The organism is Paenibacillus sp. BIHB 4019 (assembly GCF_002741035.1).
In the GTDB taxonomy this organism is placed as follows: Bacteria; Bacillota; Bacilli; order Paenibacillales; family Paenibacillaceae; genus Pristimantibacillus.
The window spans coordinates 4,354,120-4,369,687 of record NZ_CP016808.1; the positions used below are offsets into that span (position 1 = coordinate 4,354,120).

Here is a 15,568-nt window from a genome sequence, read left to right on the forward strand (position 1 = left end):
GGAGATGGCTGAAAAAACGGGGAATAAAGGGTTCTCCCTCCTGCTGGTGCTATTGTTCGGGGCGTTTGCAGTGCTCGCGCTGTTCCCGCTGTTTGCACTGCTGCTAGCTTCGTTTAAACCAGCGTCAGAGCTGTTTCGTTACGGACTAAATGTGAGGCTGGACTTTGATGTGATGACGCTGGCCAACTACAAAATGATTTTTTCGGGAAAAGGGGGCTCGCAAAACTATTTCGACTGGTATCGCAACAGCCTTGTCATTACGCTCTTATTTACCTTCCTGTGCCTGCTGCTTTCCTCGATGGTTGGTTATGGGCTGGCGATGTACCGCTTTAAAGGAAGGGCGCTCGTATTTACACTCGTGCTTGCCGTCATGATGATTCCGGTGGAAATTATTATTCTTCCGCTGTATAAGCTGTCGATTGACCTATTGATCATCAACTCGATTTGGGGCGTTATATTGCCATTTGTCGTAGCGCCGCTGCCGATTTTCTTTTTTCGCCAATTTGCGATTGGGCTGCCGAAAGATTTTATGGATGCTGGCCGCATAGATGGCTGTACGGAATTCGGCATTTTCTTCCGGATTATGGTTCCGCTGATGCTGCCTGCTTTTGGCGCGATGACGATTTTGCAAGCCTTGTTCAGCTGGAACAACTTTTTATGGCCGGTCATCGTACTGCGCTCAACTGAGAAATTCACCTTGCCGATTGGCTTGTCTGGCTTGCTGTCGCCTACAAGCAACAATTATGAGGTGCTGCTTGCAGGCTCGATTATGACGATTATTCCGATTTTGGTGCTGTTCTTGTTTTTTCAACGCTTTTTCATAGCAGGACTTACAGTAGGCGGCGTTAAAGGCTGACCATAGATAGAAGAGGAGAGGAAGAGAATGAATAACCAAATGAATGAGCAGCTGCAGGAAGGAATCAAGCTAGCGGATCGCTCAAAACCGCTAACCTTGGACAAGGTGAGAATTAGCGACGCATTCTGGTCGGGCTATATTCGGCTTGTGCGCGAGGTGGTTGTGCCTTATCAATGGGAGGCGCTGAACGACCGGGTGCCGGAAGCTGAGCCAAGCCATGCGATTCAAAATTTCAAAATCGCCGCTGGCGAAGCAGAAGGCGCTTTCCACGGCATGGTATTCCAAGACAGCGATGTAGCGAAATGGCTGGAAGCCGTCAGCTATTTGCTGGAAACAGAGCCCGATCCGGCGCTGCAGCAGGTAGCAGACAGCGTTGTGGAGCTGATTGCGAAAGCCCAGCAGCCTGACGGCTACGTAAATACGTATTTTACGGTGAAGGAACCTGAAAACCGGTGGACGAATTTGGCGGAATGCCATGAGCTTTATTGCGCGGGCCACTTAATAGAAGCGGCAGTTGCCTATAACAAGGCAACTGGCAATGAGATGATTTTGCAGGTAGCTTGCCGTTTTGCAGATTATATTGATCGTGTATTTGGACGGGAACCCGGCAAGCTGAACGGCTATGACGGTCATCAGGAAATTGAACTGGCACTTGTGAAGCTTTACCATGCGACGGGAAAAGACCATTATTTGGCGCTAAGCCGTTATTTTATAGAGCAAAGGGGCGCTAAGCCGTCCTTCTATGAGCAAGAGTGGGAGAAGCGCGGGCGCAAGGTTCATTTTCCACAATTGGACATCGCCCATGATCTGCCCTACAGCCAGGCTCATCTTCCGGTTCAGGAGCAGGAGCAAGCGGTTGGCCATGCGGTACGTGTCGTCTATATGTGCACGGCGATGGCCGATTTGGCTGCAGAAACGGGAGATGAAGCGCTGCTGCAAGCGTGCAAAAAGCTATGGGATAACATAGTAGCCAAGCGTATGTACATTACAGGCGGCATTGGCTCAATGGCGGAGGGAGAAGCTTTTACATCCGATTATGATTTGCCGAACGATACGGCTTATGCCGAAACATGTGCCTCGATCGGCCTGATTTTCTTCGCCCATCGCATGCTGCAAATCGAACCGGACAGCCGCTACGCGGATGTAATGGAGCGGGCGCTTTACAATACGGTCGTCAGCGGGATGGCGCGGGATGGCAAAACCTTTTTCTACGTCAATCCGCTGGAGGTGAATCCTTCACAGCTGGCCGGGAACAAAAATACGCATCATGTATGCGGGCAAAGGCAGGGCTGGTTCGGCTGCGCCTGCTGTCCGCCGAATATCGCGCGTTTGCTGGCTTCGCTTGGGCAATATGTGTACACCGTGCAAAAATCAGCCATTTATGTGCACTTGTATGTAGGGGGAGCGGCAACGCTTGAAGTAGCGGATACGGAAGTGCAGCTTGAACAAAAGTCGGCTTATACTTGGGACGGTGAAGTCAGCTTTACGATCAGCACTGCTCATCCGGTTGCGTTTGCGCTCAAGCTGCGTGTTCCGGATTGGTGCGGAGCAGCATCGTGGGTCGTTAATGGCGGCGAGCCGCAGCAAATTAAAGGCAGTGACATCGACAATGGCTATGCCCAAATCGATCGTGTATGGCAAAGCGGCGATACGGTAGAGCTCGTATTTACGATGCCGATTCACCGGATGAAAAGCCATCCGCTAGTGCGCGAAAATGCCGGAAAAGTGGCTTTGCAGCGCGGTCCCTTCGTTTATTGCTTGGAGGAAACGGACAATGGCGAGCAGCTTTACCAATTGGCGCTGCCTGCGGGAAGCGAGCTTAGTACCGCTTTTGAGCCTGCTTTGCTGGGAGGCATGCAGACGATTTCGGCACTTGGACAGCGGCAGGTTTCGGATGGCTGGCAAGGACAGCTGTACCGTCATAATGCCGATTGGCAGCAGGAAGCTGCCGAGCTGAAGTTTATTCCGTATTTTGCTTGGGCCAATCGCGGTGCAGGGGAAATGGCCGTTTGGGTGAGAGAAACGACATAGTCCCAAATGGGAGTATGTGAAATAGAAGTGTAACTAATAGCGTACGAGTTGATTCATCCCATAGCGTTCACAGCATGAAATGGATTGCCGGATGAGGGAGTAATGATTACTCCCCCATCTTCCCTATTGCCAGCAGCAGGCTAACGGAGTCGCAGCTCTGAGTAATAGGGTCTTTTTTGATGGAAAAAAGCGCTGAGAGGAGGTGGTGTGGGGATTACAAAGCGGCAAGGCGGCACAGCGGCATACGGGTGTACCATACCGGAAGTGCAAGACGCTGCCCCAAGGTGAAAAGGCTGCCGCCGTCCTTTGGCGGCGCGGCGCGTTTCAGTCTGAGAAATATAGAGAAAGGTTAGCGAAATCCTATCCTTTCCTATATTTCAAGAAAAAAATGGCTTTTACATCCTGGGGAGGACAGATGCATTATAAAAATAGGTTCAGGGAGGCTAAACCGCATGACCATGCAATGGCTACCTCGTTCAAGGCAAATGCTTAAGCTGGCAACATCTGTTTTTGTAACCGCTTTAATGGTAATTTTAATTCCTCACATCGCTTCCGCTTACACGCTTTCAGACAGCAATTTCAACATTTCCACCGGCACAAACGGAGAAATCAATTCACTGCGCCTGACGGGAGACACCTTCAACACGCAATATGTGATGAACCCGACAGTAACGCCGAATCAGAACACCGCCGATCACCAATGGCTGGGCGAGCTCATGTTCAAGTACCGCTTCGGTACAGGAGCTTGGCAGACGGCACTGACACAAAGCTCCACCGATGGCAGAACGCAAAGCCAGACGGGCAACAATGTAACGATTACTTACCAGAATTCGACGAATGCAAATGGCGTCAAAAACTTCAAGCTGGTGAATACGTATTCGCTCGTAAACGATTATTTTTTATGGAAAATCGAACTGACGAATACGAGTACGCAAGCAATTGAATTTGGCGACATTGGTTTGCCATTGCCGTTCAACGAATTTTGGACGGGCGGCAGCAACGAGCAAATTTATGAAACACGCGTGCTTACCCACTCCTTTGTCGGCAACAACAGCTCCTATATTACAGCAGCACGGCCAAGCGGCATCGGCCCTTATTTGCTGATGGTTCCTGATGCGAGCACTGGAGCAGGCTTTGAATACCAGGATCGCTGGAGAGTCGAGGAGCATCCGGGCAGCAAATGGGCGATGGATCAAGGCGGCTGGATTGAAGGACTTAACGTTTTCTACATCCACTCCAATGTGATCAAAAGCACGAATCGCGGCTATTTGCCGAATACGAGCCTGACGCTCGCACCGGGCGCAAGCAAAACGTATGCGTTTAAATTTTTCAAAGTAGCGAACGAAAATGATGTGAAGGATCGTCTATACAACGAGGGCCATATCGATGTAACGGTCGTTCCGGGCATGATCGTGCCAACGAACCAAACGGCTAAATTCGATCTGCACACGACGAAAACGATCAATTCCATTACAGCGCAATACCCGTCCGACACGACGATTACGTCACTCGGCACAACGGGCACGAATCATAAGCTGTATTCAATTACGATGAACAAGCTGGGACAGAATTTAATTACGGTCAACTATGGAAACGGGGAAAAGACGGTTCTGCAGTTTTATGCCATTGAACCCGTAGATGCAGCGCTACAGCGGCATTCCACCTTCATGGTGAACAGCACGCAGTGGAACGTTCCAGGCGATATTCGCGACAAGGTGTTTGACGACTGGATGATGGATACAAACTCCAAACGCAATATTTTCAACGGCTATTGGGGCTGGGGCGATGATTGGGGTTACACCCATGCACAGTTCCTAGCGGAGAAAAATGTTCAAACTCCTGTTGCCTCCGAGGTTACGGCGCTTGACGATTATTTGACGGTCGCTATTTGGGGCAGGCTCATGGCGCAGCATCAGACGGATTATTTGATCCACGACTTCCTGATGCCGGAGCCTAATGACACGCCAACCTACCGCGGCTACGCTTATCCGCATATTTACAACACGTATTTCAGCATGTACAAAATCGCTAAGCTGTATCCGAATTTGATTACGTATGACAATCCTAAAAACACTTATCTGCTGCGGGCTTATAACATTTTCAATGCCCTGTACGGATCAGGTGTCGCTTACAACTGGAACACGGGCCTAATGGGCGAAATGACGACGCCGGATATTATTAAGGCGCTTCAGGACGAGGGCTACACGGCGGAAGCGAATAATTTGATTGCCAAAATGGCGACCAAATACAATAATTTCGCTAACACGACGTATCCTTACGGCTCGGAGTACAACTACGACAATACGGGCGAAGAAGCGGTTTACACGCTTGCCAAGATGAACAACAACAATACGATGAAAAGCAAAATCAATTTGAAAACGCGGGCTGCACGCGGTCATATGCCGGTCTGGTATTATTATGCCGATCCGGTGACGATTACCGGCGAGAACTGGTGGAACTTCCAGTACACGGTATCGCTTGCAGGCTATGCGATGGATGATTGGGTTCGCAACAACTCAACTAATGCGGAAGTGGAGCAGCGCTTGTCCTATGCAGCTAAAATCGCAAACGTCGGCGCGATCAACTCCGGTCAAATCAGCGCAGACGCAGCAGATCTTGGTGCTGTAGCCTGGACGTATCAAGCGGAAAAAGGCAACTACCCTGCACTAGGAGTAGGTGGCGGCGCCTTGCAAAACGGCTGGCGCGGCATGGCGGGAGAAGCAGATCTGGGCTTGTTCGGCGCCATTAAAATTTTGAGCTCCGACGTAGCGGTTGATCCTATTTTCGGCGTCTACTGTTATGGCTGCGATGCAACCGACAATAGCACCAGCTATACGGTTGTGCCGAAGGACGGCGTATTCCAGCGCCTCAACCTCATTACTGAGAAATTCGGCATGGAGCTGGAGCGCGACAAAATTGCAACAGCAACGATTACGAAGGCGAAAAACAATGTGAAATTCAATTTGAAAAACTCGACTTCGGGAACAGCACACACAACGAAAGTAACCTTCAAAGGCTTGGCTGCGGGCTATTATAATATTTTGGTAAACAACGCTGTAGCTGGCGGAGTCAATGTTTCAAGCAGCGGAGCAGCTGTAGTTACCCTAAACATTGGCACGGCTGCAACGTATGACATTGAGCTTGCGCAAGGAACAGCGCCAACGAATACAGCACCGGTTGTAAGCGCGGGCACAGCAGGCACATTCACGCTTCCTTCGCCAGTTGCACTGGCAGGAACAGCAACGGATGACGGTTTGCCTTCTGGCACTCTGACTACGACGTGGACGCTTGTGAGCGGTCCGGGAACGGCGGTATTCGCAAACGCAGCAGCTGTAAATACGACAGCGACGGTGTCGACGGCGGGAACTTATGTATTCAGGCTGACGGCAAGCGATGGCAGCTTGACTGCGAATGCAACGGTTACGCATACGGTTAACCCGGCGGCTCCTTTGCCTGAGGTCATTGTGAACTACTTGTTTAATCAGACAAGCGGAACGACCGCGACAGATTCCTCAGGCAACGGGAAAAATGCAACGTTATCCGGCACGACGGCATGGGTAGCGGGGCATTCCGGCAATGCGCTCGACCTTAACGGCACGAGCGGCTATGCGTCCTTGCCGACGGGCATCGTCAGCGCTGTAAATGATTTTACGATTTCGACATGGGTCAAATTAGATACCATTAGCGACTGGTCGCGCATTTTCGATTTTGGCACAGGAACGAATGCCAATATGTTCCTGACGCCGCGTGCTGGCGGCAGCGGGCTGCGCTTTGCCATCACGTCAAGCGGCAATGGCGCGGAGCAGCAGCTTAATGCAACAGCATTGCCAACGGGCGTCTGGAAGCATGTCGCAGTAACGCTTTCGGGCACGACGGGCAGAATGTACGTCGATGGGGTGCAGGTTGCGATTAATACGTCGATGACCTTAAAGCCATCAAGCCTTGGCAATACGAATTTAAATTACCTCGGCAAATCCCAATATGGCGATCCGTATTTGGATGGAGCTTTGGATGATTTCAAAATTTACAGCCGTGCGTTAAGCGCTACGGAAATCGGTTCCATATTCAGCGGTTCCTCGCTGGCTGCGGATATTTCAGAGCAAGGCACACTGACGACTTCACAGGATGAAGCGCAAGGCGTGGAAGCAGGAACGCAGTCTAGCGGTGAACAGGCAGAGGGCAAGCTTAATACTGGTACTGGTGCGGTGACACCAGCAGCGGCAGTTGGGCTGCATCTGCTGCGGCTTGTCGCACTAAGTGCGGAAGCTCCTTCAGCAACCGAGGCACCGAGTGCTCCTTCTTCTGCTCCGGGGGCTGTTGAAGCGCCTGTTCAATGGGCGCAATACGAGTTTGCCCAAGACTACACGATTAGCAGCATTCGTGTTCATTGGAACGATGGCGAAGGTACGATTAAGCTGCCGGAGCAATATTCCGTTCAATATTGGGACGGCGAGCAATGGCTTGACGTAGCGGAAGCATCGGGTCTTGGCTTGAAGGCAAATGAAGCCAATGAAACGAGCTTTACGCCGGTGAAGACGAATAAAATTCGCGTTCTTATCCCTGGCGAGGAGTCGGTGCTAACTGGACTCCAATCTTGGAAGGTATTTGGATATTAAAGGTATGAAAAGGCTTTGTTAAACGAATTTACAAAAACAAAATATTTTCGTTAAACGGCCTTAGCTTGAGTTGAAAAGCGGGGCATAATCCCTATAGGGCTTGCAGTAGGAGAGCTTATCTGTCAAGATAAGCTCCTCTCCGCAGCTCTACAGGGATTTTTTTATGAAAAATGCAGGTGCCATTTTTCTATATCTGTATGATAAGATGTTCAGGATGGACGAGGTTTTTTTAGAAAACGGGTGGATGGAGCGAGCGGAGTGAAGGGTTGGTCTGGAGAAACGGAGTGTTCGTTTTTGGTGTTGATTTTCTTCCGATAAAGTATTTATTGTTCAGGAAAATCAACACCAATGGCGATCGGAAGACCAACCTTTCGCGCAGCGAAGCACCATTCCCCCGATTTTATAATAAACGAGTGCAATGAACACGAGGAGTGGTTGGCGTGAACAGCTTTCGAAATCGGCTGACGATTATTATGATTTTAATGATTGCTTTATCCGTTACGGCAGCCGGACTTATTATGGCAAATACGTTTAAGCAAAATCATATTAGTGCGTTGGAAGACAATATGGTAAGGGAAATGCACATCATTTTGGCGAAAATGGAATGGAAGCAGGGCACGCTGAGCGAGGTGGAGCCTTATTTTACCGAGGAAGCAAAAAGTCTTAAAGGCTTCACCGGCGCCCGAGTCACGTTTATTTCCGGTGATGGCGTCGTGCTGGGCGACTCGGATCATGAAGTGTCCACGATGGATAATCACAACAGCCGCTCGGAGGTTGCCGAAGCGCGCGAGAACGGCGTTGGCCGAACGATCAGGCAAAGCGATACGCTGCATCAGAATTTGCTGTATGTGGCGATATTGACGGATAGCAGCAATCCGAACTCCAATGTGATCCGATTGGCCATGAGCCTAAGTGAAGTAGAGCAAAGCATCCGCAACGTATGGACGGTTATTGGCGGCGGGCTGCTGCTGCTGTTTTTGGCTGCTGCTTTTGTCAGCTACCGCATTGCGCTCAGCCTGACGCGGCCGCTTGAGCAAATTACAAGCGTCGCGAAGCGGATTAAAAATATGGATTATCAGGCGCGCGTAGTAGTAGCCAAGCAGGATGAGATTGGCGAGCTTGGCAATGCGATTAACGCCATGGCGGACAGCCTGCAGGTGCAAATGACGCAAATCCGCCAAAATGAAAGCCAGCTGGAAAGCGTGCTGGACAATATGATCAACGGCGTCGTCATGATCGATCGTACCGGACGTTTCGTCCTGATGAACAGGCATGCTGAGGAATTGCTCGGCTTCTCGGCACGCGAGCTCGTAGGGCGCCATTACGCCGAAGGCAAACAGCAATTTGAGCTAGCCCAAATGATTCAGGAGGGGCTGGAGACGCGCGAGCATATCCGCGAGGAGGTTACGTTCTATTTTCCCGAGGAGCGGCTGCTGGAGCTGAATCTGGTGCCGATTGAGCAAGAGGGAGAAGAATACGAGGGCATGCTGCTCGTGCTGCAGGATGTGACAGCTATTCGCCGTCTGGAGCGAATGCGCAGCGAGTTCGTAGCGAATGTATCGCATGAGCTGAAAACGCCAATTACGGCGATTAAAGGCTTCGCAGAGACGCTGATTGCAGGAGCTGTCGATGATGCGGAAACGTCACGTTCGTTTCTGCAAATTATTTTTGATGAGAGCGATCGGTTGAACCGATTGATCGGGGATATACTGGAGCTGTCGAAAATTGAGTCGCGGCGGGTTCCGCTTTATTTTTCACCGGTCAATATGGATGCATTTATGGATAAAACGCTCAAGCTGCTGGAGGCGGAGGCATCGCGCAAGGTGATTGAGCTGAAAATGGACCTGGAAGCAGGCCTATATATGGAAGCGGATGAAGACCGGCTGCGGCAAATTGTAATGAATTTGCTTTCGAACGGCATCAACTATACGCCAGAGGGCGGGCGGGTGACCGTAAAAATGGAAGGCATAAACGAGGACCATATCCGCATACGTATCAGCGACACGGGAATCGGCATTCCGAAGAAGGATTTGCCGCGCATCTTTGAGCGCTTTTACCGGGTGGACAAGGCGCGTTCGCGCAGTTCAGGCGGCACGGGGCTTGGCTTGTCGATCGTTAAGCATTTGATCGAGCTGCACAAAGGAACGATATCGGTAACGAGCGAAGTGGGCCGTGGAACGACATTTATTATTGAGCTGCCCGTGCTTCAGCAGTAGCGGTTTCACGCTTAGCGCAAAAGGTTTACCACTTCTATATAATTTCATGTTAGAATAGGGTTGAATAAATGCAATAATGCTGGAGGTTACCATGTCGCATAAAGTGCTTGTCATTGAAGACGAACCGACACTCGCTAGGCTTCTGTCATACAATTTGACGCAGGAAGGCTACGAAATTACGGTCGCCGATCATGGTGGAGAAGGTTTGCAAACGGCGCTGCAGCGCAGCTTCGATCTTATTATTTTGGATATTATGCTGCCGGGAATGAACGGCTTCGACATTTTAAATCGCCTGCGTCAAAATGGCCTGCGGACGCCGGTCATTATTTTGACAGCCCGCAATGCCGAGGAAGAAGTCGTGCAAGGCTTAAAGCATGGTGCGGATGACTATATTACTAAGCCGTTCGGCGTTGCCGAGCTGCTGGCGCGCGTATCTGCGGTGCTGCGCCGGACTCAGCTTCAGGACGATAACATGATGCCTGAAACGACAGAGAAGATCATTACAGCGGGCGAGCTGTCGATCTATCCGGATAAGTATGAGGTCGTGCTGGATGGGGAATCGATCCCGCTGCGTCCGAAGGAATTTGAAGTGCTGCTGTATCTGGTCCAGCGGCCAGGCATGGTTATTACGCGCGACGATTTGATGAATGTTGTGTGGGGCTTCGACTACATTGGCGGTCAGCGTACCGTAGATGTGCACGTCAGCTCGCTTCGCAAAAAGCTGGAGCTTGGACAGCAGTCGGTGCAAATCGAATCGATTCGCGGCGTCGGCTATAAGCTCGTTATGCACAAAAAGCTTGTCACACCTAAAAGTTAAGGTGGACAAGCTTTTTTCATCGTTCGTTAGGGAGCGTACACACGCGGCGGCTCGGTGAGGAAGGGCTGTGCTGCGCTGCGTGAAAGGTTTGGCCTCCGATCGCCATTGCTGCCAGATTTCCCTCAACAATGCTCCGCATCGTAGAAATCTGGCAGCAAAAGCGAACGCTTCGCTTCTCCAACTCAAACCTTTCACTCCTCTCCACACCAACCCCTCCTCTCCTCGCTCTCCCTAAAAATCAATAAAAAAAGCAAAGTCTGTAAAGCAGGAAGAGCGAAAGTGTAAAAGAGCAAAGAGCAAAGAGCAAAGAGCAAAGAGCAAAGAGCAAAGAACAAAGAGCAAAGACTAAGAACAAAGAGCAACAGGCTAAGAGCTTATGAACCGAAGACGAAAATGGTAACCCAAACTCAGAGAAGCTATTTGCTTTAGCTTCGGTCCCATTCCAGCATTTTACGCTGGAATTGCTTGGGGGAGCAGTCGTTGTATTTTTTGAAGGTTTTATAAAAATGGGCCATATTCGGCATGCCAATCCGCTCGCCTACGTCGGCAATGCTTAAATCCTTCGTTAGCAAAATACGCTCCGCCCACTTGATTTTGCGGTAATTGACGTATTCGGTGAAGGAAAGGCCTATCGTTTTTTTGAAAAACTTAACGAAATAATAGTAGCTCATATTCACAATTCGGCACATGTCCTCGACCTGAATGCGCTCGCCCAAATTGTTCTCGACATAGTCAAGGACAGGCTTGAGCCGGATATGGTCAAAATCATCCTGCCTGGCAAGGATGCGCTGGCTGTCGCCACGCAGCATAAGCAGCAGCAGCTGCTTGATCTGGATGCTGACGGCAATTTCATAGCCGGTTTCCTTGTGGGTTGCTTCGTGCAGCAGCTTAGTAATCGCTTCGCTTGCCTGCTGCCGGATGGCTGTATTTTCACGAAAAATATAATTGGCGCGGCTCAGTGGATTTTCCGTCTCGGAAAAATAGCGGATATAAGGTATGGTGCTGTTGTCGAAAAAATCCTCAAGATTAAATTGCAGCACAATATAGTCCAGCTTGCCAACATTACGGTCGCGATGCAGCTGGCTTGAGCCAAGCACGACAATGTCTCCGCTTTCAAGATCAAAGCTGTCGTCCTCAATATCGATCTTGAGACTGCCATTAATAATATAGATGAGCTCCAGCTGTTTGTGATAATGCCACTTGATCAATTCGCTGGTTGAGCGCTGTGTTCGAAAAATTCGGATAGAAAGCAACGGGTTCTCGTAAGGAACCTGCTCGTTAAAAGCTTCCAAGGCTGCTCCTCCTTCAGGGAACGAAATCGATTGTTGGTACCGGGAGGCAATATGATTTATTGTAGAGGGGATAGGGCTGAAAGGCAAGAGCAGGTAAGTAGGAACATCATGAATTCTGGAAAATGGAGGATTATAACATGAAACCAAAAGTATTTATTTCGAGCAAAATACCCCCAGAGGTGAAAAACTACCTTGATGAGCATTGCGAATGCCGGATGTGGGAAGGCGAGCAGGGGATTACCGGCGCGCAGCTGGCGGAAGAAATTAGTGAAGTGGAAGGCCTGCTTGCTGCGGGCAACGCAATCAGCGAGCGTCTGCTGTCGGCGGCGCCGAAGCTGAAAGTCGTCAGCAACATTTCCGTCGGCTACAACCATAATGATTTGGATGCGATGAAAAAACGCGGCATTATCGGTACACATACTCCTTACGTGCTAGACGATACGGTGGCAGATTTGACAATGGCGCTCATGCTGGCTGCAGCACGCCGGGTGGCTGAGCTGGATAAGCTCGTTCGCGCAGGCGAGTGGAAGCGCGGCATCGGTACGTCCTTGTTCGGCATTGATGTTCATCACGCCAAGCTTGGCATTATAGGCATGGGCCGCATTGGCGAAACGATTGCCAAACGTGCAAAATACGGCTTCGATATGGAAGTCGGCTATTATAATCGTTCGCGCAAGCCAGACTTCGAACAGCAGCTTGGCGTACAGTACAGCCCGCTTGATCAACTGCTTCAAGAGTCGGATTTTATCGTGCTGATGACGCCGCTAACGCCGGAGACAAAGCATATGATCGGCAAGGAGCAGTTTGCGATGATGAAGCGCAGTGCCATCTTTATTAACTGCTCACGAGGGGAGACAGTTGATGAGGCGGCGCTCATTGAGGCGCTGAGAAGCGGAACGATACGCGGCGCAGGGCTGGATGTTTTTGAAAAAGAGCCGGTTACGCAAGACAACCCGCTGCTCCAGCTCGACAATGCAGTGCTGCTGCCGCATATTGGCTCGGCTACCCATCAGACGAGATACAATATGGCGATGCTTGCTGCCCGCAATCTGGTGGACGGCCTTTATGGGCGCGAGCCGCAATATGTGATTCCGGAACTGAAGTAGCGTTTAGCTCATTGACTCAATGAATTGCAACTTTATTATGCGTTACTAAAAAAGGCCGGTATGCTCGCTCTTATGAGCAGCTACCGGCCTTTTTTCGGTGCGATAAAACAACAAGCCGAACATCTACTGGAGCAAACGGCAAGCCCCAGATTGATGAAGCCAAATACGAGATAGAGTGTCCGAGCGCCTGAATCAACCAGAAAAAAGGCAGCGAGTTGAACGTAGCAGTTTTTTAAATGCTGCTGCCAAAGTTACTCTATATAATCGTTAATCTTTATTTTAGTTGGTCTGCTGCTCAAACTCTGCTCTAATCCGTGCCAGCAAAGCTGGATCGTTATACACATCCGCAGCAGTGGCAGCGAGCATTTTCGCCCCGAAGATCATGCGCTCCAAAGCGCGCTCTGTAATGGCTGCATCACGGAACCCTTCCGTATGCAGCAGCAAGCGCTCCTCGACGATTTTCACATAAGGATGAATAGCTGGGCAGTGCGTGGAAACATTGCCGAGGTCAACCGAGCCATGGTCCTTGCCGATTTGAATTTCGCCAACCTGAATGCCTGCCGCAATCAGGTTGGCGGAAAATTGCTCCGACAGCGCCTCATTCGTGCGCAGCTCATCATAAGACAGCTCATAATTGTTCGTGCGCAGCTCGCAGCCCGTTTGCAGGGCGGCACCTTCGGCGCAGCGAAGCACCTTCGCCGTCAGCTCGTTCGTATACGTGCGCGAAGCCGAGCGAATATAAAATTTTGCCGAGGCATAGTCAGGGATAATGTTGGGCGCCTTGCCCCCATTGTCGATTATGCCGTGAATGCGCGTATCGCTGCGGGTCTGCTGGCGCAAGGCATTGACGCTATTGAACAGCTGAATGACCGCATCGAGCGCATTTATGCCCTCATAAGGGCTGGCTGCCGCATGAGCAGCCGCTCCTGTAAATTCGAACTGCACGGCATCCATCGCCAGCGATTCGCCGGATTTTTCAAACGTATGGTAAGGATGCGCCATCAAGGCGAAATCGCAATCATCAAACAAGCCGGCTTCTGCCATCGGCACCTTTGCGCCCTTCGTTTCTTCCGCAGGCGTCCCATAGACGCGAATGCTTCCTGCTTCTAAAACCGATTTCAAGCCGACCGCGGCGCCGATGCTCATCATGCAGATGAGGTGATGACCGCAGGCATGACCGATTTCCGGCAATGCGTCATATTCGCAGAGGAAAGCGGCAACCGGGCCAGGCTTGCCCGTATCATAGGTGGCGATGAAAGCAGTAGCCAGTCCAAGCGTGCCACGCTCAACGCTAAAGCCTTGACGCTCAAGCTCCGCGCACAGCGCTGCCGACGCTTTAAATTCCTCATGTCCAAGCTCCGGATTCGCAAAAATCGATCGGGAAATCGCCTTGAAGCCCTCGCTATGACGGTCGATTTCCTCAAATATCGTAGGTTTATTCAGCATCCTCTTCATTCCTTTCTAAGCAACCGCTTGTAACCACATCATAAATAAAGCAGATGCTGGCATTATAACATGCCGCGCAGTCTGCTAGATAGCCAGCGGCCCCCATCGGCATATGCGGGGGTTCAAGCTGAACAAGCTACTCTACAGCAGTACAGGCGCAGAACAACCGCAGTATAGCCGCGGTACAATCGCAGTCCAAGCGTCTGTTCCCGGCGTTATGCAAATAGCTAAGTTAGCGCATGCCGTGCATTTTTTTAAACTGCTCGGGCCCAACACCTTCCAGCCGCTTGAAGACGGAGCTGAAATAGCTGGCGCTGTCGAAGCCGGACAGCTTGGCGATTTCCTGCATTTTCAGCGTGCTCTCGCGGAACATGAGCTGCTTGCTGCGGCTGATACGTTCACGGTTGACGTACTCCATCGGCCGCATGCGCATCGCTTTTTTAAACAATAGGCATAAATATTGCGGCGTCACGTTTATCGCCCCTGCTAAATCCTCAATCGTAATGAGGCTGCCGGCATGCGCTTCAATATATTGAATGACGGGATGGAGCCGCGATAAGTTCTGATGCGCCGAATGGGAGCTGACACGAACAACCTTCATTAGATCCAGAAGCATGGCATAGAGCAGCTTCGAGCATTCGAGGCCGAGGAAAGGACGGTCCGACTGCGACATCGCATATATGCTGCGCATATGTGAAATTAATACTTCTCCGTCTGCTGTTGCATAGACGCCGGATTCCGTAATGCCGGCCTGCTCGAACAACGTTTCGCACAGGCTGCCGCCAAAGCTGACAAAATGCACATCCCACGGCTCGCGGGTCGCATAATAACGATGCGGCACTCCGGGGAACAGGCAGAAGCCTTGGCCATTTTTCACCGAATAGGTTTTTTCCCCGATAATAAGCTCGCCTTCCCCAGAAGCCACTTGCAGCCATTGATAGTGGGGAAAGCCGTTCATGCGATCGATCGTCTCCTGATTGCCCCAATGTCCGATTATGTCGACGTAAAGCGGCAGCGCAAGCTCGGTATCCGTTACAAGCGGAAATGCAATTGTATCCATATGCTGCACATCCTGTTTCATATTTTTATAGAGATAAGAATATTGTGAGATTTAGTTTCAATAAAACGAAATATATAATATGAATATAGTTAAAGAATGAGCGTTCGTCAAACGAATGCCGCTATTAC

Annotated in this window: 9 protein-coding genes; 6 read left to right on the forward strand and 3 right to left on the reverse strand. The window is 50.6% G+C overall.

Translation table 11 applies throughout. The annotated features are described in order from the left end of the window. The first annotated feature begins 4 nt into the window (after positions 1–4). The 5 genes from BBD42_RS18895 to BBD42_RS18920 all read left to right on the forward strand — a co-directional run bounded on the left by BBD42_RS18895 (position 5) and on the right by BBD42_RS18920 (position 10,536). Positions 5–856 (forward strand): carbohydrate ABC transporter permease, encoded by an 852-nt coding sequence (locus BBD42_RS18895; protein WP_056030239.1) that lies wholly within the window; start codon positions 5–7, stop codon positions 854–856. Between the two features lie 27 nt (positions 857–883). After that, positions 884–2,887: a glycoside hydrolase family 127 protein gene (locus BBD42_RS18900; RefSeq protein WP_237163149.1), complete on the forward strand. Its 2,004-nt coding sequence runs from the start codon at positions 884–886 to the stop codon at positions 2,885–2,887. Between the two features lie 452 nt (positions 2,888–3,339). Next, positions 3,340–7,503: a DUF5695 domain-containing protein gene (locus BBD42_RS18910; RefSeq protein WP_237163150.1), complete on the forward strand. Its 4,164-nt coding sequence runs from the start codon at positions 3,340–3,342 to the stop codon at positions 7,501–7,503. Positions 7,504–7,943: 440 nt separating this feature from the next. Further along, the gene (gene pnpS / locus BBD42_RS18915; RefSeq protein WP_099519425.1) at positions 7,944–9,719 is read left to right on the forward strand and encodes a two-component system histidine kinase PnpS; all 1,776 of its coding nucleotides are present in this window, start codon (positions 7,944–7,946) and stop codon (positions 9,717–9,719) included. A gap of 91 nt (positions 9,720–9,810) precedes the next feature. Beyond that, complete coding sequence (locus BBD42_RS18920; protein WP_056030237.1) at positions 9,811–10,536, forward strand: response regulator transcription factor; 726 nt, start codon at positions 9,811–9,813, stop codon at positions 10,534–10,536. Between the two features lie 425 nt (positions 10,537–10,961). Here the strand turns inward: BBD42_RS18920 and BBD42_RS18925 are convergent, their stop codons facing one another. Continuing rightward, positions 10,962–11,828 carry a helix-turn-helix domain-containing protein gene (locus BBD42_RS18925; protein WP_099519426.1) on the reverse strand — a complete coding sequence of 289 codons (867 nt, stop codon included), beginning with the start codon at positions 11,826–11,828 and terminating at the stop codon, positions 10,962–10,964. A gap of 137 nt (positions 11,829–11,965) precedes the next feature. Between BBD42_RS18925 and BBD42_RS18930 the strand changes: the two genes are divergently transcribed. Next, a complete protein-coding gene (locus tag BBD42_RS18930) occupies positions 11,966–12,934 on the forward strand; it encodes a 2-hydroxyacid dehydrogenase (protein ID WP_099519427.1) in 969 nt (322 codons plus the stop codon). Between the two features lie 279 nt (positions 12,935–13,213). On the opposite strand, the gene BBD42_RS18935 is transcribed toward BBD42_RS18930, so the two are convergent. After that, positions 13,214–14,380: a M20 family metallopeptidase gene (locus BBD42_RS18935; protein ID WP_099519428.1), complete on the reverse strand. Its 1,167-nt coding sequence runs from the start codon at positions 14,378–14,380 to the stop codon at positions 13,214–13,216. A gap of 232 nt (positions 14,381–14,612) precedes the next feature. Then, on the reverse strand, positions 14,613–15,440 hold the full coding sequence (locus BBD42_RS18940; RefSeq protein WP_172455555.1) for an AraC family transcriptional regulator: 828 nt from the start codon (positions 15,438–15,440) through the stop codon (positions 14,613–14,615). Positions 15,441–15,568 lie beyond the last annotated feature (128 nt).